This is a genomic window from Streptomyces sp. TRM68367 (genome assembly GCF_014495685.1).
In the GTDB taxonomy this organism is placed as follows: Bacteria; Actinomycetota; Actinomycetes; order Streptomycetales; family Streptomycetaceae; genus Streptomyces.
Window position 1 is genome coordinate 1 of record NZ_JACTVI010000014.1, and the last position, 20,201, is coordinate 20,201.

Sequence of the window (20,201 nt, forward strand, 5' to 3'; positions counted from 1 at the left end):
TCGGAGCACGACGAGCCGGTCGTGATGTACCTGCGCAAGCAGGGCCCGGGTCTGGTCACCGCCGCCGACATCGCGCCGCCGGCCGGTGTCGAGGTGCACAACCCCGACCTGGTCCTCGCCACGCTCAACGGCAAGGGCAAGCTGGAGATGGAGCTGACGGTCGAGCGTGGCCGCGGTTACGTCTCCGCCGTGCAGAACAAGCAGGTCGGTCAGGAGATCGGGCGTATTCCGGTCGACTCGATCTACTCGCCGGTGCTCAAGGTCACGTACAAGGTCGAGGCCACGCGTGTCGAGCAGCGCACCGACTTCGACAAGCTGATCGTCGACGTCGAGACGAAGCAGGCGATGCGTCCGCGCGACGCGATGGCCTCCGCCGGTAAGACCCTGGTCGAGCTGTTCGGGCTGGCCCGTGAGCTCAACATCGACGCCGAGGGCATCGACATGGGTCCGTCCCCGACGGATGCTGCGCTGGCTGCCGATCTGGCGCTGCCGATCGAGGAGCTGGAGCTCACCGTTCGGTCGTACAACTGCCTCAAGCGTGAGGGCATCCACTCCGTGGGTGAGCTCGTTGCGCGCTCCGAGGCTGACCTGCTGGACATCCGTAACTTCGGTGCGAAGTCCATCGACGAGGTCAAGGCGAAGCTGGCCGGGATGGGTCTCGCGCTCAAGGACAGCCCGCCTGGATTCGACCCGACCGCGGCTGCGGACGCCTTCGGGGCGGACGACGACGCGGATGCCGGGTTCGTGGAGACCGAGCAGTACTGAGAGCTCGGACTCGACGGTTCGTCGGGTGCGGGTGGACTGTTGCTGGTCGCGCCCACGCGGCGGAGCCGCAAATGCAACACAGCCCCGCGCCCTTCCGGGTTCGCCCCCGCGGGGCTTACCCGGATCTCCGACAGGCGACCGCCTGCTCGGATACTGACCCCGGTACCTGATACGGCCGGGGCAGACACACAGGAGAATCACCATGCCGAAGCCCACCAAGGGTGCCCGTCTGGGCGGCAGCGCCGCGCACGAGAAGCTGCTGCTCGCGAACCTTGCGAAGTCGCTGTTCGAGCACGGCCGGATCACCACCACCGAGGCGAAGGCCCGCCGCCTGCGCCCGTACGCCGAGCGTCTGGTCACCAAGGCGAAGAAGGGCGACCTTCACAACCGCCGCCAGGTGCTTCAGGTCATCACGGACAAGAGCGTCGTCCACACGCTCTTCACCGAGATCGGCCCGCGCTACGAGAACCGTCCCGGTGGCTACACCCGCATCACCAAGATCGGTAACCGCCGTGGCGACAACGCGCCCATGGCCGTCATCGAGCTGGTCGAGGCGCTGACGGTGCAGCAGGCGGCGGTCGGCGAGGCCGAGGCGGCCACCCAGCGTGCCGTCAAGGAAGACGCCCTCAAGAAGGAGGAGGCCCCCGAGGCCAAGTCCGAGGAGGCCGTCGAGGACGCCAAGGTCGACGTGACCAAGGCCGAGGACGCCGCTGAGGAGTCCAAGGACGCCTGAGGCCAAACCTCGCTGTGAGCGGGCCCGTTCCCTCTGGGGACGGGCCCGCTTTCGCATACCTGAGAAGATGCGTACGTGAGCGATGAAGTACAGCCCGGATACGTACGTCTGCGCCTCGACCTGTCCTACGACGGGAGAGAGTTCTCCGGGTGGGCCAAGCAGGCCGGGGGACGGCGGACCGTGCAGGGAGAGATCGAGGACGCCCTGCGGACGGTGACGCGGTCGAGGGAGACGTATGAGTTGACCGTGGCCGGGCGGACCGACGCCGGGGTGCATGCGCGGGGCCAGGTCGCGCATGTCGATCTGCCCCGGGAGGTGTGGGCGGAGCACGGAACGAAGCTGCTGAAGCGGCTCGCCGGGCGCCTGCCCCGGGACGTACGGGTGTGGGCCCTCAGGGAGGCGCCGAGCGGCTTCAACGCCCGTTTCTCGGCGATCTGGCGACGCTACGCGTACCGGGTGACCGACAACCCCGGCGGCGTCGATCCGCTGCTGCGGGCTCACGTCCTGTGGCACGACTGGCCGCTCGACGTGGACGCCATGAACGAGGCGGCGCGGGGGCTGCTGGGGGAGCACGACTTCGCGGCGTACTGCAAGAAGCGTGCGGGTGCGACGACCATCCGCACGCTCCAGGAGCTGAGCCTCGCGCGCGGAGCCGACGGGATCATCACGGCCGCGGTCCGCGCCGACGCGTTCTGCCACAACATGGTGCGCTCGCTGATCGGCGCCCTGCTGTTCGTCGGCGACGGCCACCGTCCGCCCGACTGGCCGGGCAAGGTCCTCGCGGCCGGCGTACGCGACTCGGCCGTCCACGTCGTACGCCCGCACGGCCTGACCCTGGAGGAGGTCGGCTACCCGGCGGACGACCAGCTGGCCGCGCGCAACAGGGAGGCGCGCAACAAGCGGTCACTGCCGGGCGCGGGCTGCTGCTGAGTACCGGCGGACAGCGGGGCCTGGGCGGCAGCCCCCAGACGGCCACACCTGCGCAGGGCGCCCTACTCAGCCGGCGCCCTACTCGTTCGCGGCCGCCGAGGCCTGCGCCTCCCCGCGCCGCCGGATCTGCCGGAACGTGAACTCGGCCAGGTCATCCCCCGTGGAGAAGGCCGCCGTGTCCTTCTCCGTCACGTCCTTGCCGTTGGTGAAGCCCGTGATCGTGAAGTAGGCGTACCGGCCGTAGGAGTTGGTCGTGGACCGGCAGAACGCACCGTCGCAGAAGGACTTGACCCCGCCGCCGGTCAGCGCCCTGACGAAGCTCTTGTCGTCGGCCTGCGTCTTGGCCTTGGTCGCCCGCGCCTCGGTGTCGAAGACGGCCACGCCGACCGTCACCGCCATGTTGTCCTTGGTGTAGGTGACCCGGATCAGACGGGTGCAGTCGTTCGCGTCGAGGATCTTCGACAGGGTGCCCTGCACGGCCGAGGTGCAGTTCCTGGTGTCGGCCGTCGGGCCCTTCTTGTACACGGTCTCGCCCATGGTCAGCTGCGTGCCGGGGAACAGCGTCTGCGGGCTCAGCGGCGCCTTGTCCTTCTTCGCGCTGGCGACGAAGTCCTTCGGGTCCAGCGGGGGCGGCGCGCTGGTCGGCGCGAAGGACGGCGCGGCGGGGCTCTCGGCCGGGATGTCGGCGGTCGCGGGCAGCTGGGAGGCCGGCCGGTTGGACGCCTCGCTGTCGCCGTTCGCGGACACGACGGCCACGGCGACGGCGGCCCCGATCGCCACGGTGGCGAGCGCGCCGCCGCCGATGAACAGCAGCCGGCGCCGCTTGTTGCGGGCCTCTGACGCCTCAGCGAGCGCGGCCCAGTCCGGAGTCCCGGTACCGCCGCTGTTCCACGGCTGCTGCTGAGAATGCGGTTTCCAGGGGTCCCACTGAGACTGAGGACCCCCCTGCCCATAACTCATGGGGCGCATCTTAGACGGGGTGAGTGGCGTGCTGGTCCGCCTCAGGGGGGACTGGGGCCGTCGGCGTCCCTTCACCGCGGGCGGCAAAAACGACATCTCCGGGTGCTTGGTACGACCGGCGAACCGGCACCGGTGGGCAGGTCTCGTGACGGGGTTGTGCGCAGTGGCAGACCACGCGGCGGCAGACGGCGGAGACGGCGGTGTGCCCTCGTTTTGACCCCCTCGGGTGCGCCCAGGTATTCTGCCTGTTCGTTGTGTATTGGCTTGCTCATTCTCACGGGACGGGCCCTTACACCGGTCCACCGGGCCGATGACCAGCGACCCCACGCACGCGGTTTGCGTCGCCGCCGTGGGTCAAGGCTGTCGTGATCGTTTCGGTGACCTTGTCTAGGACCATTCACTCGAAGCGAAGGCTACGAACCGTGCGTACGTACAGCCCCAAGCCCGGCGATGTGACGCGCCAGTGGCACGTCATTGACGCTCAGGACGTTGTCCTGGGTCGTCTCGCCACCACCGCAGCGACCCTTCTCCGGGGCAAGCACAAGCCGATCTACGCACCGCACGTCGACGCTGGTGACTTCGTCATCATCATCAACGCCGACAAGGTGCACCTGTCCGGCAACAAGCGGACGCAGAAGATGGCGTACCGCCACTCCGGCTACCCGGGCGGTCTGCGCTCCGTCCGCTACGACGAGCTGCTGGAGAAGAACCCCGAGAAGGCCGTCGAGAAGGCCGTCAAGGGCATGCTCCCCAAGAACTCCCTGGGCCGTCAGATGCTCTCGAAGCTGAAGGTCTACAAGGGTGACCAGCACCCGCACGGCGCGCAGCAGCCGCAGCCGTACGAGATCACCCAGGTCGCGCAGTAAGTCCGGCCACCCCCTAAGACTGAAGAGAATCTGAGGAGAATCGTGGCCGAGACCACTGCCGAGCAGCCGCTCGAAGAGCTTGACATCGACAGCTACACCACCGAGTCCGAGACCCCCGTCGAGGGTGAGTACACCTCGGAGTCCCTCGGCTCCCGCTTCGGCGAGCCCCAGCCGGCCGCCGGCCTGGGCCGCCGTAAGAACGCCATCGCCCGCGTCCGGATCGTCCCGGGCACCGGCAAGTGGAAGATCAACGGTCGCGCCCTCGAGGACTACTTCCCGAACAAGGTGCACCAGCAGGAGGTCAACGAGCCCTTCAAGGTGCTGGAGCTCGAGGGCCGCTACGACGTCGTCGCCCGCATCGCCGGTGGCGGCGTCTCCGGTCAGGCCGGTGCGCTCCGTCTCGGTGTCGCCCGTGCGCTGAACGAGGCCGACGTCGACAACAACCGCGGCGCGCTGAAGAAGGCCGGCTTCCTGCGCCGCGACGACCGTGCGGTCGAGCGCAAGAAGGCCGGTCTGAAGAAGGCCCGCAAGGCTCCGCAGTACAGCAAGCGCTAATCGCGTCCGCTGTATCGCGTTCGCAGTTTCGCTGTTCGCGACGATCGCCCCGGCGGCACATTCCGTGCCGACCGGGGCGGTTCGTTTACGGGGGATGTCGTTACGGGGCATGCCGTTCACGGGGAATGTTGTATAGCGCAGGCTTACAACCTCGGGACACGTCGGACGGTCTCAGGGGATGTACTTCGCCCAGGGCGTGACTGGACACTCGGTGAGAGCCGCACTCTCTCAGCACTTTCGGAGGACACCACAGTGGGACGACTCTTCGGCACAGACGGCGTGCGCGGCGTCGCCAACGCGGACCTGACGGCCGAGATGGCACTCGGCCTCTCCGTCGCCGCGGCGCACGTACTGGCCGAGGCGGGCACGTTCGAAGGACACCGGCCGACCGCGGTGGTCGGGCGTGACCCGCGCGCGTCCGGGGAGTTCCTGGAGGCCGCCGTGGTCGCGGGCCTCGCCAGTGCCGGCGTGGACGTGCTGCGGGTCGGCGTGCTGCCGACGCCGGCGGTGGCGTACCTCACCGGCGAGCTGGGCGCCGACCTCGGCGTGATGCTCTCCGCGAGCCACAACGCCATGCCGGACAACGGCGTCAAGTTCTTCGCCCGCGGCGGGCACAAGCTCGCCGACGAGCTGGAGGACCGGATCGAGGCCGTGTACGAGGAGCACCGGCGCGGTGAGCCGTGGGAGCGGCCCACAGGCGCGGGGGTCGGGCGCGTACGGGAGTACGGCGAGGGGTTCGACAAGTACGTCGCGCACCTGCTCGGCGTGCTGCCGAACCGGCTGGACGGCCTGAAGATCGTCCTGGACGAGGCGCATGGCGCGGCCGCGCGGGTCTCGCCGGAGGCGTTCGCGCGGGCCGGTGCCGAGGTCGTCACGATCGGGGCCGAGCCGGACGGGCTGAACATCAACGACGGGTGCGGGTCGACGCACCTGGAGCAGTTGAAGGCCGCCGTCGTGGAGCACGGGGCCGATCTCGGTATCGCACACGACGGGGACGCCGACCGGTGTCTGGCCGTGGACCACACCGGCGCGGAGGTGGACGGCGACCAGATTCTGGCCGTGATCGCGCTGGCCATGCGGGAGCGGGGGGCGCTGCGGGCCGGGGCCGTGGTGGCGACCGTGATGTCGAACCTGGGGTTCAAGCTCGCCATGGAGCGCGAGGGGATCACGCTCGTGCAGACGGCGGTCGGTGACCGGTACGTGCTGGAGGAGATGAAGGAGAAGGGGTACGCGCTCGGGGGCGAGCAGTCCGGGCACGTGATCATTCTTGATCATGCGACGACGGGGGACGGGACGCTGACGGGGCTGATGCTGGCCGCGCGTGTTGCCGGGAGTGGTCGTACGTTGCGGGATCTTGCGGGGGTGATGGAGCGGTTGCCGCAGGTGCTGATCAATGTGCCGGACGTGGACAGGTCGCGTGTCGCGGACTCGGCCGAGTTGTGTGCTGCCGTTGCCGACGCGGAGAGGGAGTTGGGGGCGACCGGGAGGGTGTTGCTGCGGCCGTCGGGGACTGAGCCGTTGGTTCGGGTGATGGTGGAGGCCGCGGATATTGAGCAGGCTCGGTCGGTTGCCGGGCGGTTGGCCGATGCGGTGAAGTCGGCGCTGGGTTAGGGGGCCGTTCCGGGTAGGGGGTGGGGGTTCTGTGCGGCGCGGGCTGCGGGATCGTCGTGGCTGGCCCGCGCAGTTCAATGCGCCCCTTACGGGGCGCTCCTCTTCGCCAAGGTGATGCTCTCTGGCAGGCCGCTGTGACGGTCGCTGTCACAGCTTGCGCAGGCTGAGCCGCTGCACCTTGTGGTCGGGGCCCTTGCGCAGGACGAGGGTGGCGCGGCCCCGGGTGGGGGCGATGTTCTCGAGGAGGTTCGGCTTGTTGATCGTGCGCCACATCGTGCGGGCGTAGTCGAGGGCCTCCTCCTCGGACACCTGGGTGTACTTGCGGAAGTACGAGGACGGGTCCTGGAAGGCCGTGGCGCGCAACTTGCGGAAGCGGCTCAGGTACCAGCGCTCGATGTCCTCGGTGCGGGCGTCGACGTACACGCTGAAGTCGAAGTAGTCGGCGAGGCCGACGCGGGTGCGGCCGTCCTGGCCGGGCAGGGCGGGCTGGAGGACGTTGAGCCCCTCGACGATGAGGATGTCGGGGCGGCGGACGGTGAGTTGCTCGCCCAGGACGATGTCGTAGATCAGGTGGGAGTAGACGGGGGCGGTGACCTCGTCCTTGCCGGCCTTGACGTCGGCGACGAAGCGGGTCAGGGCGCGGCGGTCGTACGACTCGGGGAAGCCCTTGCGGGACATCAGGCCGCGGGCCTCCAGCTCCCGGGTGGGCAGCAGGAAGCCGTCGGTGGTGACCAGCTCGACGCGGGGGTGCTCGGGCCAGCGGCGCAGGAGGGCCTGGAGGAGGCGGGCGACGGTGGACTTGCCGACGGCGACGGAGCCGGCGACCCCTATGACGAAGGGTGTGCCGGACTGGGAGCCCTGCTCGCCGAGGAAGGTGTTGAGGGCGCCCCTCAGCCCGTCGGTGGCCTTGACGTAGAGGTTGAGCAGCCGGGACAGCGGCAGGTAGATGTCCCGCACCTCGTCGAGGTCGATGACGTCACCGAGGCCGCGCAGCCGCTCGACCTCCTCGGCGCTGAGCGGCAACGGCGTCTTGGCCCGCAACGCGCTCCACTCGTCACGGGTGAGGTCGACGTAGGGAGTCGCCTCCGGCCGCTGCCGGTGGGCGCTCCGGGGTATCGAGGAGACCGGAGAGATCACAGTCCATTGTTAACGCGGATTGGGTGGGGTGGCGGGTGGGGTGCGTCACGCCCGGTGCCGGTGGGGGCGGATCGTGCAGCGCGGCGTCGACGAGACCTCGCCGTAGACGCCCTTGGCCTTGTACGGGTCGGGCTTCTTGGGCTTGATGGGGCTGAGGACCCTGCTGCAGTCCTTCGGCAGGGCGGCGGCCTTGGCCGTCACCGCGACGGCGGTACCACCGGTGAGGGCCGTGCCCGACGAGGGCAACGGCGGCGGCCGCGATCCCCAGCGACTTGAACTTCATGGTCAGTGAGTGCGTGGGAGGGTCACTTGCCCTGGCCAGAAGGCTTTCTGACGGTTTCTATGAAGAGGGCGAAGGCTTTCGGGGGGAAGGTGAGGGTGGGGTGGGTGGGGGTCTTTGAGTCGCGGATGGATGTGTGGGTGGAGCTGTGCGCGATCTCGACGCAGGCGTTGCCGTCGCCGCTGCCGGAGTAGGAAGACTTCCGCCAGTTGTCGGGAGTGATCACCGGACGCCTCACAGTTCCTGGGCCAGCCTGTGGATGAGGTCACGCGACCGTTCGTGGTCGAGCGACGCCGCCTCCACTCTACGGAAGAGTGTTCGGAAGACGCCGAGTTGTGCCTCGGAGTCGATGAACAGCGAGCCGTGCGGGCCGTCGCGTACGACGGTGTCCAACTTCGGTACGGCGCCGCCGGCGTACACCATGGCCGCTGTGACGTCGGCGAAGCTGTCCAGTTCGAAGGGGATGACCCGCACGGTGATGTGTTCGGCTTCCGAGGCCTCCAGGATGCGGGCGAGCTGAGCCCGTGAGACGGCTCGGCCGCCGACCCTGATCCGCAACGCCGCCTCGTGGACCACTACGTGGTACGGGATCGGCTGTGCACCCTCGATGATGACGCGCCGTTGGAGGCGGTGGCGTACGCGCAACTCCAGCTCGTCCTCGGGGGGTTCCGGGACACGGCAGGAGAAGAGTGCGCGGGCGTAGTCCTCCGTCTGGAGAAGGCCGGGGATGTGCAGGAAGTCCACGTCCCACCGGTGTGTGGCGTGGTGCTCCAGTTCGGACAGGTCGAGGAACGGTGTGGGCAGCTGACCTCGGTACTCCTCCCACCAGCCGCGCGTCCGGTCCGTTGCCATCGCCACCAGAGCGTCGACGAACTTTTCGTCCGTGCACGAGTAGTGGGCGGCCAGGCGGCGCAGTCGCTGCTCGCTCACGCCCGTGAGGCCGGATTCGATGTGGCTGATCTGGACGCGACTTGCTCCGAGCAGCGCAGCCGCCTCGCGGGCGGTGAGTCCAGCCGTGTCGCGGAGTCTGCGCAGTTCGACTGCCAGGCGCATCTGACGTGCTGTGGGTTCGCGCCTCAGAACCATCGGTTGCTCCTCGTTCAACACGCCTGCCGGTGCGACTCGTTCGGGGGTCAGATTACGCGAGCGGCTTGCTCGGGATGACAGGTTAGCCCTACCGTCAGTGACGCGACGTACACTCTGCGGAACGCCGGGGCACCGCAAGCGCACCGCTCCGCCCTGCCATGACGGACGCGGCACTGACACCGGCCCGATCTCTCCACGACCACTGAAACGGAGCCCACGCATGCCTGAAAACGAACCCTGGGAGTACACCCTTTACATCCCGAACGACCTGCGCGCCGTCACGGTCAGTCGCCGTACCCTGCGCCTGATCCTCACCCTGCACGGACTGATCGGTCTCGTGGACACCGCGGAGCTGGTCTCCAATGCCGTACGCCATACGAAGGGGCCGGCCGCGTTGCGGGTGTGCTGGTCGGCGGGAGTGCTGAGGATCGGTGCGTGGGATGCCGACCCGGAACCGCCGGAGCCGCCGCGGGTGTTGGAACAGCTCGGTGAGGTGGAGGAGGGGAGGGGGCTGGCGTTGGTGCGGGCGTGTGCTGATGTGTGGGGGTGGAATCCGCTGACGAGGCACGGGAACCGGGGGAAGTACGTGTGGTGTGAGATCACTGCCGGTCGGCTGGCCGCGTGATGAGGAGGTGGGCGTTGGGCCGCCCGCTTCTTGGTCAGTGTCGTGCTTCCGCGAGCCGAGTAAGGGGCGCTTCACTCCGGTGCGCTGCGTTCCGCGTCGGCTTCGCCGATGGCCCTTCGGGCCACCCTTGACTCGGCTCGCGGAAGCACGGGGAAGGAGCGAGCGGGCGGCCGGGGAGCGGCGGGTGGTCCAGGGGGTTGGCGGTGCGGGTTGGTTGGGTTGTGGGGCGGGGTTGGCGGCGAGGTCGGGGAGTTGGGGATACGCCGGGTGGGCTGAGCGGCGGTCGGCCGGTGGGTGGTGCGGCCGCGGTCGCGGCTCGCATGCACGCCGGGTGGGTTTGGCGGTTTGTGGTGAGTGGGTGGGGTGAGTGGTCGGAAAGCGCCAGATGGGGGTGGCGGGACCCGCCTGGCGCCGTCCGGTGTTGGCCGAACGCGGCCGATCCCACCCTCACCCTCGTTCCGTACGGCGTTACAAGGTGTCGGCGAGGCGGTGTAGCTGGCTCGGGTCGAGGGCGTGGCAGTAGAGCATGACCTCGTCGGCGCCGAGGTCGGTGAAGGCGGTGATCGCGGTGCGGATCTCGGTGGGGGTGGTGAGCAGGGCGGCGACCATGCGGTCGGGCATGCCGGTGAAGGCGTAGTAGGCGTGCATGCGGGAGCGGGCGTCGTCGAGGACGTCCTGTGGGCCGAGGGCGACGTTGACCTGGGCGACGAGGCGGGGGGCGCCGTCGCGGCCGTATTCCTTCCAGAAGGTGCGTACGGTGTCGAAGAGGGCGCCTGCCCAGGAGGGGGGCGCGGCGGCCAGGAAGCCGTCGCCCCAGCGGGCGACGCGTTCCAGAGCGGCGGGCTTGAAGCCGCCGAAGAGGATCTCCGGGCCGCCGGGGCGGGCGGGGGCGGGACCGATCGGGCCGGTGTTGGCGTCGTACGGCTCGCCCCACCACAGGCGGCACATCAAAGCCATCTGTTCGTCCAGGCGGCGGCCCCGGGTGCGTATGTCGATGCCGGAGACCTGGTGGTCGTCGTCCCGGCCGCCTACGCCCAGGCCGAGGACCAGGCGGCCGCCGGTCATCCGGTCCAGGGTGGCGGCCTGCTTGGCGAGGAGGGCGGTGTCGCGTAGCGGGGCGAGCAGGACCTCGGTCTGGACGCGGATGCGGGAGGTGGCGCCGGCGAGGACGGCGAGGGCGACCAGGGGCTCGGGGTTGTCGTAGACGAGACGGTCGAGCAGGCCGAGCGTGCTGAAGGGCCCGGCGTCGGCGTGCTGGGCCCAGATGAGCAGGGTGGCGGGGTCGCCGATGGGCAGGCCGATTCCGACGTTCATGAAGGAGACCTCCGGAAGGAAGGGTCGACAAAGACAGCTGCCGCCCCTCCGGCACCTCGGTGAGGTGGGACGCTCCCGCCCTGCGGCGTGCTTCTGGGGAACGTCTCGTCGGAGTGATGTGACCTTAGAGCGAGTGGGGTTGGGAGACAAGCGGATTTCGGGGCGACCGGCCTGTCTTTGGTGCGGTGAATGGGCGAGAGCGGGGGCGTGAACGTTTCATCGACGCTCGAATGGGTGAACTGGTTCTGGTCGCGCAGTCTTTCTCTGTCTGGGCCCGCCAAGGTTGCGCGCATGGTCACATCAGCTCACGAGGGCATGCACCGGATCTTCCAGGAGCGGCCCGAGATCCTGGCTCCCGTGTTCGGGGTGCTGGGCGTCCCGTTGGCCGCGAAGGCGACCGTGGACGCCGTCACCACGGACGTTACGCAGACCCGGCCGCTGGAACGCCGCGTGGACACCGTGCTGCGCATCGGCCCGTCCGACGGCGAGGACTTTCTGCTCGCCATCGAGTCGCAGTCCGGGAAGGTCGCGGGCAAGGAGTGGAGTTGGTCGTACTACATCGCCTACCTCCAGGCGAAGTACGGCCTGCCCGTGCTGCTTCTCGTGGTCTGCCAGGACAGAGACACGGCCAAGTGGGCGGCCGGCCCCTTTGACTGCGGCACGCGTGACTGGACGGCTCAGCGGACGTATCCGCTGGTCGCCGGGCCGGACAACCTGCCGGTGATCACCGATGCCAGGACGGCGGCGAAGAACCTGGCACTGGCCGCGCTCTCCGCCTTGGCGCACGCCCGCAGTGCCGACTGCGACGCCATAACGAAGGCAATCACAACCGCCCTGCTGGAGATCCGGAAAACAGACCCCGGGACCGCCGACTACTTCTTCGACTTCCTGGAAATCAGCCTGGGGAACACCCCAGCCGGACAGAAACTGAGGGAAATCATGTCGTTCGTCAGCTATTTCCCCGGACGGGGAACGGTCCGCGAGACGGCCTATCTGGAGGGCAAGGCTGCAGGCAAGGCCGAAGCCGAGGCCGCAGGCGAGGCCAAGGGGATCCTGGCCGTGCTGGAGGTGCGTGGCATCCCCGTACCGGACAGTGTGCGCGAGCGCATCACCAGCTGCACCGATCTCGACCGCATGGACCTCTGGCTGGAGCGGTCCCGCACGGTCCAGCGGGCCGAGGATCTGTTCGCCGGGGACCCGGAGGTTCCGCGGAACAGCCCTGAAGGGGCCTGAGCGTTGGCCGAGGAGCAAGACAGTCAGCAGGACGTGCCGTCGGAGTTGTTCGACCTCTACCGGTTCACGACGACGTGCCTCGCATTGGGCATCCCCGCGCCCAAGGTGGCGGGTGACTTCCTGTTCGGGCTGGAGGACCTCAGGCAACGTGGGGTGGTTCCCCTTGAGGAGGTGGCCCGGATTCGCGCCAGCACGGCGGGGGAGGAGGCGCGGGAGCACCTTGAGCAGCGGGCCTCAGGATTCGCCGCTGGGTACCGCTCGGCCTGGGCGGCAGCCATCCTGCGCGTCCTGGACACGCGCGGCGTCGAGTTCGACAAGCATCTCCACCGGGGCCTCCACCTGTGCCCCGACACGGACAGGCTCACCCGCTTCCTCGACCGGGCCGTCACCGCGACCGACGAGGCCGACCTGGTCGCTGGGGAGCCGAGCTCGTCGCACGGATCGTAGAGTGCCCGGGTGAGCATCATCGGGGTCGGGATCGACGTGGCCGAGATCGATCGGTTCGAGGCGTCGCTGAAGCGGACGCCCGGGCTTGTCGATCGGCTGTTTGTGGAGCGGGAGTTGCTGCTGCCCAGTGGGGAGCGGCGCGGGGTGGCCTCGTTGGCTGTGCGGTTTGCCGCCAAGGAGGCGTTGGCGAAGGCGTTGGGGGCGCCGGCGGGGCTGCTCTGGACCGATGCCGAGGTGTATGTGGAGGACAGTGGGCAGCCTCGGCTTTATGTCACCGGGTCGGTGGCGGCCCGGGCGGCGGAGCTCGGGGTGCGGTCCTGGCATGTGTCGCTCAGTCATGACGCCGGGGTGGCCTCCGCTGTGGTGATCGCGGAGGGATGACGCCGGTCACAGAGGAGTGGGGCCGGCCCTCGTACCGGCCCCACCCGGACCCGGCGTCAGCAGATCGACTGGCGGCTGTTCACCAGGCGGTTGTTGCGGAACGTGGTGTTCTCACCGCAGGGGCTTTCCCTGATGGCGGAGTTGGTCACCGTCAGGTTCTGGATGGTGATGTCCCGGTTGTTCGGGAACTCCGAGCGTGCGGCGAGGCGGATTTCGCCGCCGCCCGAGACGCTGCCGCTCTGGGCGGCGATGTTCACGTTGTAGCAGTTCTCGATCAGGATCGAGTTGTTGCCGGTGTTGGAGATGTTCACCCGGTCGATGACCGCGCCGCCGCTCTCCGACACGCAGAACACGCCGCGGCCGCCGCCGCGCGCGATGACCTCGCCGACGCGGATGTTCGTCGGGTAGCCGCTGCCGACGCGGCCGTTGCGGTTGGCCATGCGGAACGCGGCGTAACCCGTGCCGGTGCCGGCGCCCTCCGCGTCGACCTTCGTCACGGTGGCGTTGATGGTCTGGTTGAACAGCAGGCCCGACTCGCCCACGTTGCGGGCGGTGACCGTACCGATGGTGATGCCGTCGACGCCGTACGTCTCCACCGCGTGGCTGCTGGCGCCGGAGACGTACACGTTGTTGATGCGGACGTTGCGCGTCCACTGGCTGGTGTTGCCGCGGTTGTCGATCCGGATGCCGAGGCCCCGCGACAGGCGCATGTCGATCTGGCCGAGGACCACGTTCTGCACGTTGCGCATGAAGATGCCGTACAGAGGTGAGCCGGTGACCTTGAGGTTCTGGACCTCGACGTCCCGGGCGCCGCGGGAGTAGATCGGGGCCTGGTCGCCCGAACCGCTGCCGGTGACGTTGATCGTGCCGCAGACGTCGAGCGTGGTGTAGCTGGGGAGGGATATGCGCGAGCCCGCGGACATCGAGCCCGAGCCGCGGACCACGACCCGTTCCTTGGCGGTGCGGCCCGACGTCAGGCTGTTCACGGCCGCCTGGACGGCGGCGCGCATGTCACTGCCGGTGTAGACGGTGCGGCTGCCGCGGCGGGCCGTCCAGGTGCTGCCGTTGAGCACGGCCTCGGCCTGGTACGAGCCGTCCCCGCAGGCGGCGGCTTTCGCGGGGGCGGCGGGAGCCGTGGGAGCCGCGGTGGCCTGAGCCATCAGGGTGCCCGTGGCGGTGAGGAGCGCGACGGCGCCGGCCGCTGCGGTGAAGGCGGCTCTTCGTCCTATGCGGGTTCGTCCTCGTCCCATGCGGGTTCGTCCTCTCGTCGAATCGATTCGACTGAATCGATTCATCCTGTGGGGGGCGGTGAGTTTGGCAAAGGGGCGGCAAAGCGTCAATGGGCGGGACGCGCGTTCCTGGGCGATGCCGTGCGGAGGGTGTGGTGCGGGAGACTCGGTCGCATGCGGACTGCGTACAGCGTGGAGACGGTAAGGGCGGCCGAACGGGAACTGATGGCGCGGCTTCCGGAGGGCGCGTTGATGCAGCGCGCCGCCGCCGGGCTCGCCGCGGCCTGCGCGGACCTGCTGGGGCGGGTGTACGGGCGGCGGGTCGTACTGCTGGTCGGCAGCGGGGACAACGGGGGTGACGCCCTGTACGCCGGGGCGCGGCTCGCCCGGCGCGGGGCGGGAGTCACGGCCGTGTTGCTCTCGGCCGAGCGGGCGCACGGCGGGGGGCTCGCGGCGCTGCGGCGAGCGGGGGGTTCGGTAGCGGGTTCCGATGCGGCGGAACGGCTGATCGAGCGGGCCGATCTCGTCATGGACGGGATTGTCGGGATCGGCGGGAAGGGCGGGTTGCGGGCGGGCGCGGTGCCCTTGGCTGCTGCGGCCGAGCGCTCGCGGGCGGCTGTCGTGGCCGTCGATCTGCCGAGCGGGGTGGATGTCGACACCGGCGAGGTGCGCGGCGTCGCCATGCGGGCCGACCTGACCGTGACGTTCGGGACGCACAAGCCGGGGTTGCTGATCGACCCCGCGCGGGAGTACGCCGGGTCGGTGCGGCTGGTGGACATCGGGCTCGAACTGCCCGTCGAGGCCGAGTTGGAGGCGTTGCAGCACGTGGATGTGGCTCGGCTGCTGCCGGTGCCGCAGGTGGAGAGTGACAAGTACCGGCGGGGAGTTGTGGGGATCGCCGCCGGGTCGGGCCGGTATCCCGGCGCGGCTGTGCTGGCTGTGGCGGGGGCGTTGCGGGGTGGTGCCGGGGCGGTGCGGTACGTCGGGCCGGCCGGGGATGCGGTGATCGCGCGGTACCCGGAGACGCTGGTGTCGGATCAGGGGCCGAAGCGGGCGGGACGGGTGCAGGCGTGGGTGGTCGGGCCTGGGGCCGGTGACGACGCCGCGACTGTCGCGGAGGTGTTGCGGGCGGAGGTGCCGGTGCTGGTCGATGCGGACGGGCTGCGGTTGGCGGAGGTGGAGGCGGTGCGGGGGCGTACGGCGCCGACGTTGATGACGCCGCACGCCGGGGAGGCCGCGGCGTTGCTGGGGGTTGACCGGGGGGAGGTCGAGGGGGCTCGGCTGGCGGCGGTGCGGGAGTTGGCCCGGCGGTACGGGGCGACGGTGTTGCTGAAGGGGTCGACGACGTTGGTGGCGGATTCGGGCGGTGGGGCGGTGCGGGTGAATTCGACGGGGACGGGGTGGCTGGCTACGGCGGGGAGCGGGGACGTGTTGTCCGGGCTTACGGGGTCGTTGCTGGCGGCGGGGCTTTCCGCCGTGGACGCGGGGAGTGCGGGGGCGTATGTGCATGGGTTGGCGGGGCGGTTCGCGGCGGACGGGGCGCCGGTGGGGGCGCAGGATGTGGCGGGGGCGGTGGTGCGGGCTTGGCGGGATGTTCGCGGGGAGTGAGCCGGGGGAGAGGAGGAGGCGGTGCGGCCTTTCGGAGCCCACGTCCTGGCCCGCGGCGAAGTCGCCCGCGCCCATGCCCTGCTGGGCATCCTCATCGCGCCCCAGCAACTCCAGCTCTGCCGCCTCCTGTTCGACGGCACGGCCCACTGGCTCACCCCCCCAGCCGCGCACTGGAACAGGACCTGCCCGCCGCCGACCGGGACCGCTACGCCGCCACCACGGCTGCCGCCCGTGAGGAGGACATGCGCAACAGCTGGCGCTGGAGCCGGGACCTGGCCGCCGAGGCAGCCGACCGCTGGAGCATCCACGTGCCGCACGAACTGCACGAACAGATCAGCGGCCTCCTGGACGAGCCTCGCTGACCGCATCCCGCGGGGCGGAACAGGCAACGCCGGACGGATCGGGTTAAGAGTGGGGGCGTCGGCCCGGCACGTGACGGAGGCTGTCATACCTCTCTGAGACACTGGGCGACGATGAGTACGACAGCAGCCCTGCGGACCGCGCCCCTGCGCGCCCGCGCCGAGATCGACCTGGCCGCCCTGCGGGCCAATGTGCGCGCCCTGCGTGCCCTGGCGCCGGGCGCCGCCTTCATGGCCGTGGTGAAGGCGGACGGGTACGGGCACGGGGCGCTGCCGTGTGCGCGTGCGGCTGTCACCGCGGGGGCAACCTGGCTGGGTACGGCCACTCCTGAGGAGGCCCTCGAGCTGCGGGCGGCCGGGTTGCCCGACGACATCCGGATCATGTGCTGGCTGTGGACGCCGGGCGGGCCCTGGCGGGAGGCCGTCCGCGCTGATCTCGATGTCTCGGTGAGTGGGGCCTGGGCCCTGGAGGAGATCATCGATGCCGCCCGGCAGGCCGGGCGGCCCGCGCGGGTGCAGCTCAAGGCCGACACGGGGCTCGGACGCAACGGGTGCCAGCCCGGGGAGGACTGGGCCGAGCTGGTGGGCGCCGCCGTGCGGGCGGAGGCGGAAGGGGCCCTGAAGGTCACCGGGCTCTGGTCGCACTTCGCCTGCGCCGACGAGCCGCGGCATCCGTCCATCGCCGGTCAGCTCGGGCTCTTCCGGGAGATGGTCGCGTACGCCGAGGGGCGCGGGCTGCGGCCCGAGGTGCGGCACATCGCCAACTCGCCGGCCACGCTCACGCTGCCCGAGGCGCACTTCGACCTCGTACGGCCGGGCGTCGCCATGTACGGGATCTCGCCCAACCCGGCCATCGGCACCCCGGCCGACCTCGGGCTGCGGCCCGTGATGCGGCTCGCGGCCTCGCTGGCGCTGGTGAAGCGGGTGCGGGGCGGGCACGGCGTGAGCTACGGGCATCACTACACGACCCCGGGCGAGACCACCCTCGGCCTCGTGCCGCTCGGGTACGCGGACGGGATCCCGCGGCACGCCTCCTCCACCGGGCCGGTGCTGGTCGAGGGCAAGTGGCGTACGGTCGCGGGGCGGATCGCGATGGACCAGTTCGTCGTCGACCTGGGCGGAGACGAGCCCCCGGCAGGTGCGGAGGCGGTGCTGTTCGGGCCCGGAGACCGGGGCGAGCCGACCGCCGAGGACTGGGCGCAGGCCGCGGGCACCATCGCGTATGAGATCGTCACACGGATCGGAACACGTGTTCCACGCGTCTATCTGAATGAGTCAGGTGAATGAGCAACCGGGTGGGTGACCCGTAGCCGGTGTGCCAGGCGCAGCACCGGTAACAAGAGCACCGGGAGCAGCGGCACCGGTCACACCGGTCATCGCGGCACCAGCCCGGACGAACCCCAGCGGCCAGAGGAGCGGTACGTGAGCGAGAGCAGTGCGGAAGCCGTCGCAGCCGTCGCCTCCGCCACGGGGGCGGCCGGAGGCTGGCGCCGGGCGACCGGCATCGCGGGCATCGCGATAGGCGTGATCGCCGCGGGCGCCGCCACCGGTGTGGCCATAGAGCGGATGACGGTCGGCCGCGGCATGCGGCAGAAGGCGCGGCTCGCCCTCGACTCCGCGGGGCCGTACGGCGCGCTGCGCGGCACACCGGGCAAGGCGTACGCCGACGACGGCACCGAGCTGTACTACGAGGTCGACGACGTGGACCCGGAGGCGGTGCCGCCGCTGAGCCCGCGCCGCCGGCGGCTCTTCGGGCGCAAGGCGCCGGCTCCCGTCACCGTCGTCTTCAGCCACGGCTACTGCCTCAACCAGGACTCCTGGCACTTCCAGCGCGCGGCGCTGCGCGGCGTCGTCCGGACCGTGCACTGGGACCAGCGCAGCCACGGGCGCTCCGCGCGCGGCGTGGGCCAGGTGCAGGGCGACGTGCCGCTGGACATCGAGCAGCTGGGGCGCGATCTGAAGGCCGTCATCGACGCGGCCGCGCCCGAGGGGCCGCTCGTGCTCGTCGGCCACTCCATGGGCGGGATGACCGTCATGGCGCTCGCCGACCAGTACCCGGAGCTGATCCGCGAGCGGGTCGTCGCCGTCGCCCTCGTGGGTACGTCGTCGGGGCGGCTCGGCGAGGTGAACTACGGGCTGCCGGTGGCCGGCGTCAACGCGGTGCGGCGGGTGCTGCCGGGCGTGCTGAAGGTGCTGGGGCAGCGGGCCGAGCTGGTGGAGAAGGGGCGCCGGGCCACCGCCGAACTGTTCGCCGGGATCATCAAGCGGTACTCGTTCGCGTCCCGCGACGTCGACCCGGCCGTCGCCCGGTTCGCCGAGCGGCTGATCGAGGGCACGCCGATCGACGTGGTCGCCGAGTTCTACCCGGCGTTCGGCGACCACGACAAGACCGAGGCGCTCGTCCACTTCGCCGACCTGCCCGTCCTCGTCCTGGCCGGAGTGCAGGACCTCGTCACGCCCAGCGAGCACAGCGAGGCGATCGCCGACGTGCTGCCGGACGCCGAGCTGGTGCTGGTGCCGGACGCCGGGCACCTGGTGATGCTGGAACACCCGGAAGTGGTCACCGACCGCCTCGCCGACCTGCTCACCCGCGCGGGTGCCGTCCCGGCAGGGGCTACGGTAAGTGGTTATGGAAGCACCAGCAGCACCGCACGACCCGGCTGAGACCAAGCTGACCGTCACCTCCCCCGAGCAGATGCGGGAACTCGGACGACGGCTCGCCAAGCTGCTGCGGGCCGGCGACCTCGTGATGCTCACCGGGGAGCTGGGCGCCGGCAAGACCACACTGACCCGCGGGCTCGGCGAGGGGCTCGGGGTGCGCGGGGCCGTCACCTCCCCGACCTTCGTGATCGCCCGCGTGCACCCGCCGCTGGGCGACGGGCCGCCCCTCGTCCACGTCGACGCCTACCGGCTGTCCGGGGGCCTGGACGAGATGGAGGACCTCGACCTCGACGTCTCGCTGCCGGAGTCCGTGGTCGTAGTGGAGTGGGGCGAGGGCAAGGTCGAGGAGCTGACCGAGGAGCGGTTGCAGGTCCTCATCCACCGGGCCGTGGGTGACACGACCGACGAGGTGCGGCACGTGACCGTCACCGGGCTGGGGGTGCGCTGGGCGGCGGTGGATCTCAGCGTGCTGTCGTCCTGAGTGTCACTTTCATGACGGTTCCGACAACGTGTCGGCACATTGTTGCGTTGGCCGCTCTGCGCGTGGTCACATGGTACCCAGTCCGTAGTTAGGTCTACCTAACTACGTCCGCCCCCGGCTTTCAGGAGGCGTCCATGCCGGCCACAGAACGAGACGAGTCACCGCCGCGCGTGGCGTCCGGGGTGTCCATGCGCGAGCTGCTGGCGGCGTGCGACGCCGCGGCCCTGATCTCCACCCCGCCGCGCGCACCGGAACCGGAGACCTCCGAGCCCCCGGTCGAGGAGCACCCCAAGGCCGCCTGACACGCCACAGTGGCGGCCCGCACGCCACGGTGGCTCAACGGACCACGACGACCTTCCGCCCGATCGTCGCGAACCGCCACATCGCGGTGCCGTCCGCACGCGACTCCCGGATGCCGCCCGTCCTGACCGCCGGGTCGGCCTGCGGCATCGAACCGTCCACGGCGGCGCTGAACCCGACGGACACGCCGTCCACGCTCGTGAACCGCACGACGTGCTCGACGGGCGTGCCGTCGGATCCGGTGACCGCGTTCGAGCGGGACGTCACCGCGTAGGTGCCCGGCGCCGGGTCGACCGCGCTGGGGGCGACCCGGAACGTGCGCGTGACCTTGCCGCGGGTGTCGACCAGCCACACGCGGTCGGCGTCCAGCGCGTACACGACCCGTACGCCGGTGCCGGACTTCGCGGGCAGGGCGGCGGGGTTCCGGGGCGCCTTGGCGGTGGCCTCCGGCGAGGTGCCGGCACGGGGGCTGCCCAGGTCGGCCGGGACGGTCGCGGAGGCCTGGTAGGCGAGGAAGCCGACCGTCGCGAGCGCCGCCACGGTGAGCCCGGCCACGAATCCCGAGCTGCTGCCTGCCACCGTCGCCCACCTCCGCGTCGTACGTCCTGGTCTGCCGCGACGGTAGCAGCAGGTGACCTCC

23 protein-coding genes are annotated in these 20,201 nt (G+C 70.4%); 15 read left to right on the top strand and 8 right to left on the bottom strand.

The window, feature by feature from the left end; genetic code table 11:
- The 3 genes from H8R17_RS12385 to truA form a co-directional block, all read left to right on the top strand.
- On the top strand, positions 1–765 hold a 765-nt coding region (locus H8R17_RS12385; RefSeq protein WP_187823214.1), incomplete at its 5' end, for a DNA-directed RNA polymerase subunit alpha.
- 202 nt (positions 766–967) lie between these two features.
- Positions 968–1,498, top strand: a complete 531-nt coding sequence (gene rplQ, locus H8R17_RS12390; RefSeq protein WP_187823215.1) for a 50S ribosomal protein L17 — start codon at positions 968–970, stop codon at positions 1,496–1,498.
- A gap of 75 nt (positions 1,499–1,573) precedes the next feature.
- Positions 1,574–2,428: a tRNA pseudouridine(38-40) synthase TruA gene (gene truA, locus H8R17_RS12395; protein WP_187823216.1), complete on the top strand. Its 855-nt coding sequence runs from the start codon at positions 1,574–1,576 to the stop codon at positions 2,426–2,428.
- 78 nt (positions 2,429–2,506) lie between these two features.
- Here the strand turns inward: truA and H8R17_RS12400 are convergent, their stop codons facing one another.
- On the bottom strand, positions 2,507–3,388 hold the full coding sequence (locus tag H8R17_RS12400) for a hypothetical protein (RefSeq protein WP_187823217.1): 882 nt from the start codon (positions 3,386–3,388) through the stop codon (positions 2,507–2,509).
- Between the two features lie 422 nt (positions 3,389–3,810).
- On the opposite strand from H8R17_RS12400, the gene rplM reads away from it, so the two are divergent.
- From rplM to glmM, 3 genes are all read left to right on the top strand, one after another.
- Positions 3,811–4,254: a 50S ribosomal protein L13 gene (gene rplM / locus H8R17_RS12405; RefSeq protein ID WP_187823218.1), complete on the top strand. Its 444-nt coding sequence runs from the start codon at positions 3,811–3,813 to the stop codon at positions 4,252–4,254.
- A gap of 42 nt (positions 4,255–4,296) precedes the next feature.
- Positions 4,297–4,809, top strand: coding sequence for a 30S ribosomal protein S9 (gene rpsI, locus H8R17_RS12410; protein ID WP_187823219.1), 513 nt, complete (start codon positions 4,297–4,299; stop codon positions 4,807–4,809).
- A gap of 252 nt (positions 4,810–5,061) precedes the next feature.
- Entirely contained in the window at positions 5,062–6,420 is a 1,359-nt protein-coding gene (glmM, locus tag H8R17_RS12415; protein WP_187823220.1) for a phosphoglucosamine mutase, read from the top strand.
- 147 nt (positions 6,421–6,567) lie between these two features.
- Here the strand turns inward: glmM and coaA are convergent, their stop codons facing one another.
- The 4 genes from coaA to H8R17_RS12435 all read right to left on the bottom strand — a co-directional run bounded on the left by coaA (position 6,568) and on the right by H8R17_RS12435 (position 8,923).
- Positions 6,568–7,557: a type I pantothenate kinase gene (gene coaA / locus H8R17_RS12420; RefSeq protein ID WP_187823221.1), complete on the bottom strand. Its 990-nt coding sequence runs from the start codon at positions 7,555–7,557 to the stop codon at positions 6,568–6,570.
- A 45-nt stretch (positions 7,558–7,602) separates the two neighbouring features.
- The gene (locus H8R17_RS12425) at positions 7,603–7,758 is read right to left on the bottom strand and encodes a hypothetical protein (protein WP_187823222.1); all 156 of its coding nucleotides are present in this window, start codon (positions 7,756–7,758) and stop codon (positions 7,603–7,605) included.
- A gap of 104 nt (positions 7,759–7,862) precedes the next feature.
- Entirely contained in the window at positions 7,863–8,063 is a 201-nt protein-coding gene (locus tag H8R17_RS12430; RefSeq protein WP_187823223.1) for a DUF397 domain-containing protein, read from the bottom strand.
- Positions 8,064–8,071: 8 nt separating this feature from the next.
- Positions 8,072–8,923 carry a helix-turn-helix transcriptional regulator gene (locus H8R17_RS12435; protein ID WP_187823224.1) on the bottom strand — a complete coding sequence of 284 codons (852 nt, stop codon included), beginning with the start codon at positions 8,921–8,923 and terminating at the stop codon, positions 8,072–8,074.
- A gap of 220 nt (positions 8,924–9,143) precedes the next feature.
- Between H8R17_RS12435 and H8R17_RS12440 the strand changes: the two genes are divergently transcribed.
- Positions 9,144–9,548 carry an ATP-binding protein gene (locus H8R17_RS12440; RefSeq protein ID WP_187823225.1) on the top strand — a complete coding sequence of 135 codons (405 nt, stop codon included), beginning with the start codon at positions 9,144–9,146 and terminating at the stop codon, positions 9,546–9,548.
- Positions 9,549–10,016: 468 nt separating this feature from the next.
- Here the strand turns inward: H8R17_RS12440 and H8R17_RS12445 are convergent, their stop codons facing one another.
- Positions 10,017–10,862 (bottom strand): LLM class flavin-dependent oxidoreductase, encoded by an 846-nt coding sequence (locus H8R17_RS12445; protein WP_187823226.1) that lies wholly within the window; start codon positions 10,860–10,862, stop codon positions 10,017–10,019.
- Positions 10,863–11,153: 291 nt separating this feature from the next.
- Between H8R17_RS12445 and H8R17_RS12450 the strand changes: the two genes are divergently transcribed.
- The 3 genes from H8R17_RS12450 to H8R17_RS12460 are packed head-to-tail and all read left to right on the top strand — an operon-like array spanning position 11,154 to position 12,923.
- Entirely contained in the window at positions 11,154–12,095 is a 942-nt protein-coding gene (locus H8R17_RS12450; protein ID WP_187823227.1) for a hypothetical protein, read from the top strand.
- A gap of 3 nt (positions 12,096–12,098) precedes the next feature.
- Positions 12,099–12,542 carry a hypothetical protein gene (locus H8R17_RS12455; RefSeq protein ID WP_187823228.1) on the top strand — a complete coding sequence of 148 codons (444 nt, stop codon included), beginning with the start codon at positions 12,099–12,101 and terminating at the stop codon, positions 12,540–12,542.
- Positions 12,543–12,551: 9 nt separating this feature from the next.
- The gene (locus H8R17_RS12460) at positions 12,552–12,923 is read left to right on the top strand and encodes a holo-ACP synthase (protein WP_187823229.1); all 372 of its coding nucleotides are present in this window, start codon (positions 12,552–12,554) and stop codon (positions 12,921–12,923) included.
- A 56-nt stretch (positions 12,924–12,979) separates the two neighbouring features.
- Here the strand turns inward: H8R17_RS12460 and H8R17_RS12465 are convergent, their stop codons facing one another.
- The gene (locus H8R17_RS12465; RefSeq protein WP_223124953.1) at positions 12,980–14,173 is read right to left on the bottom strand and encodes a hypothetical protein; all 1,194 of its coding nucleotides are present in this window, start codon (positions 14,171–14,173) and stop codon (positions 12,980–12,982) included.
- A gap of 153 nt (positions 14,174–14,326) precedes the next feature.
- On the opposite strand from H8R17_RS12465, the gene H8R17_RS12470 reads away from it, so the two are divergent.
- The 5 genes from H8R17_RS12470 (at position 14,327) to H8R17_RS12495 (ending at position 19,563) form a co-directional block, all read left to right on the top strand.
- Positions 14,327–15,760: an NAD(P)H-hydrate dehydratase gene (locus H8R17_RS12470; RefSeq protein ID WP_187823230.1), complete on the top strand. Its 1,434-nt coding sequence runs from the start codon at positions 14,327–14,329 to the stop codon at positions 15,758–15,760.
- 473 nt (positions 15,761–16,233) lie between these two features.
- Positions 16,234–17,406 (top strand): alanine racemase, encoded by a 1,173-nt coding sequence (alr, locus tag H8R17_RS12480; protein WP_187823231.1) that lies wholly within the window; start codon positions 16,234–16,236, stop codon positions 17,404–17,406.
- Between the two features lie 135 nt (positions 17,407–17,541).
- The gene (locus H8R17_RS12485) at positions 17,542–18,783 is read left to right on the top strand and encodes an alpha/beta fold hydrolase (RefSeq protein ID WP_187823232.1); all 1,242 of its coding nucleotides are present in this window, start codon (positions 17,542–17,544) and stop codon (positions 18,781–18,783) included.
- A complete protein-coding gene (tsaE, locus tag H8R17_RS12490; protein WP_187823233.1) occupies positions 18,749–19,261 on the top strand; it encodes a tRNA (adenosine(37)-N6)-threonylcarbamoyltransferase complex ATPase subunit type 1 TsaE in 513 nt (170 codons plus the stop codon). The genes H8R17_RS12485 and tsaE overlap by 35 nt, the downstream gene beginning before the upstream one ends.
- Positions 19,262–19,395: 134 nt before the next feature.
- A complete protein-coding gene (locus H8R17_RS12495) occupies positions 19,396–19,563 on the top strand; it encodes a hypothetical protein (RefSeq protein WP_187823234.1) in 168 nt (55 codons plus the stop codon).
- Positions 19,564–19,597: 34 nt separating this feature from the next.
- Here H8R17_RS12495 and H8R17_RS12500 read toward each other — a convergent pair whose 3' ends face one another.
- Positions 19,598–20,140, bottom strand: a complete 543-nt coding sequence (locus H8R17_RS12500; protein ID WP_187823235.1) for a hypothetical protein — start codon at positions 20,138–20,140, stop codon at positions 19,598–19,600.
- Positions 20,141–20,201: the final 61 nt, after the last annotated feature.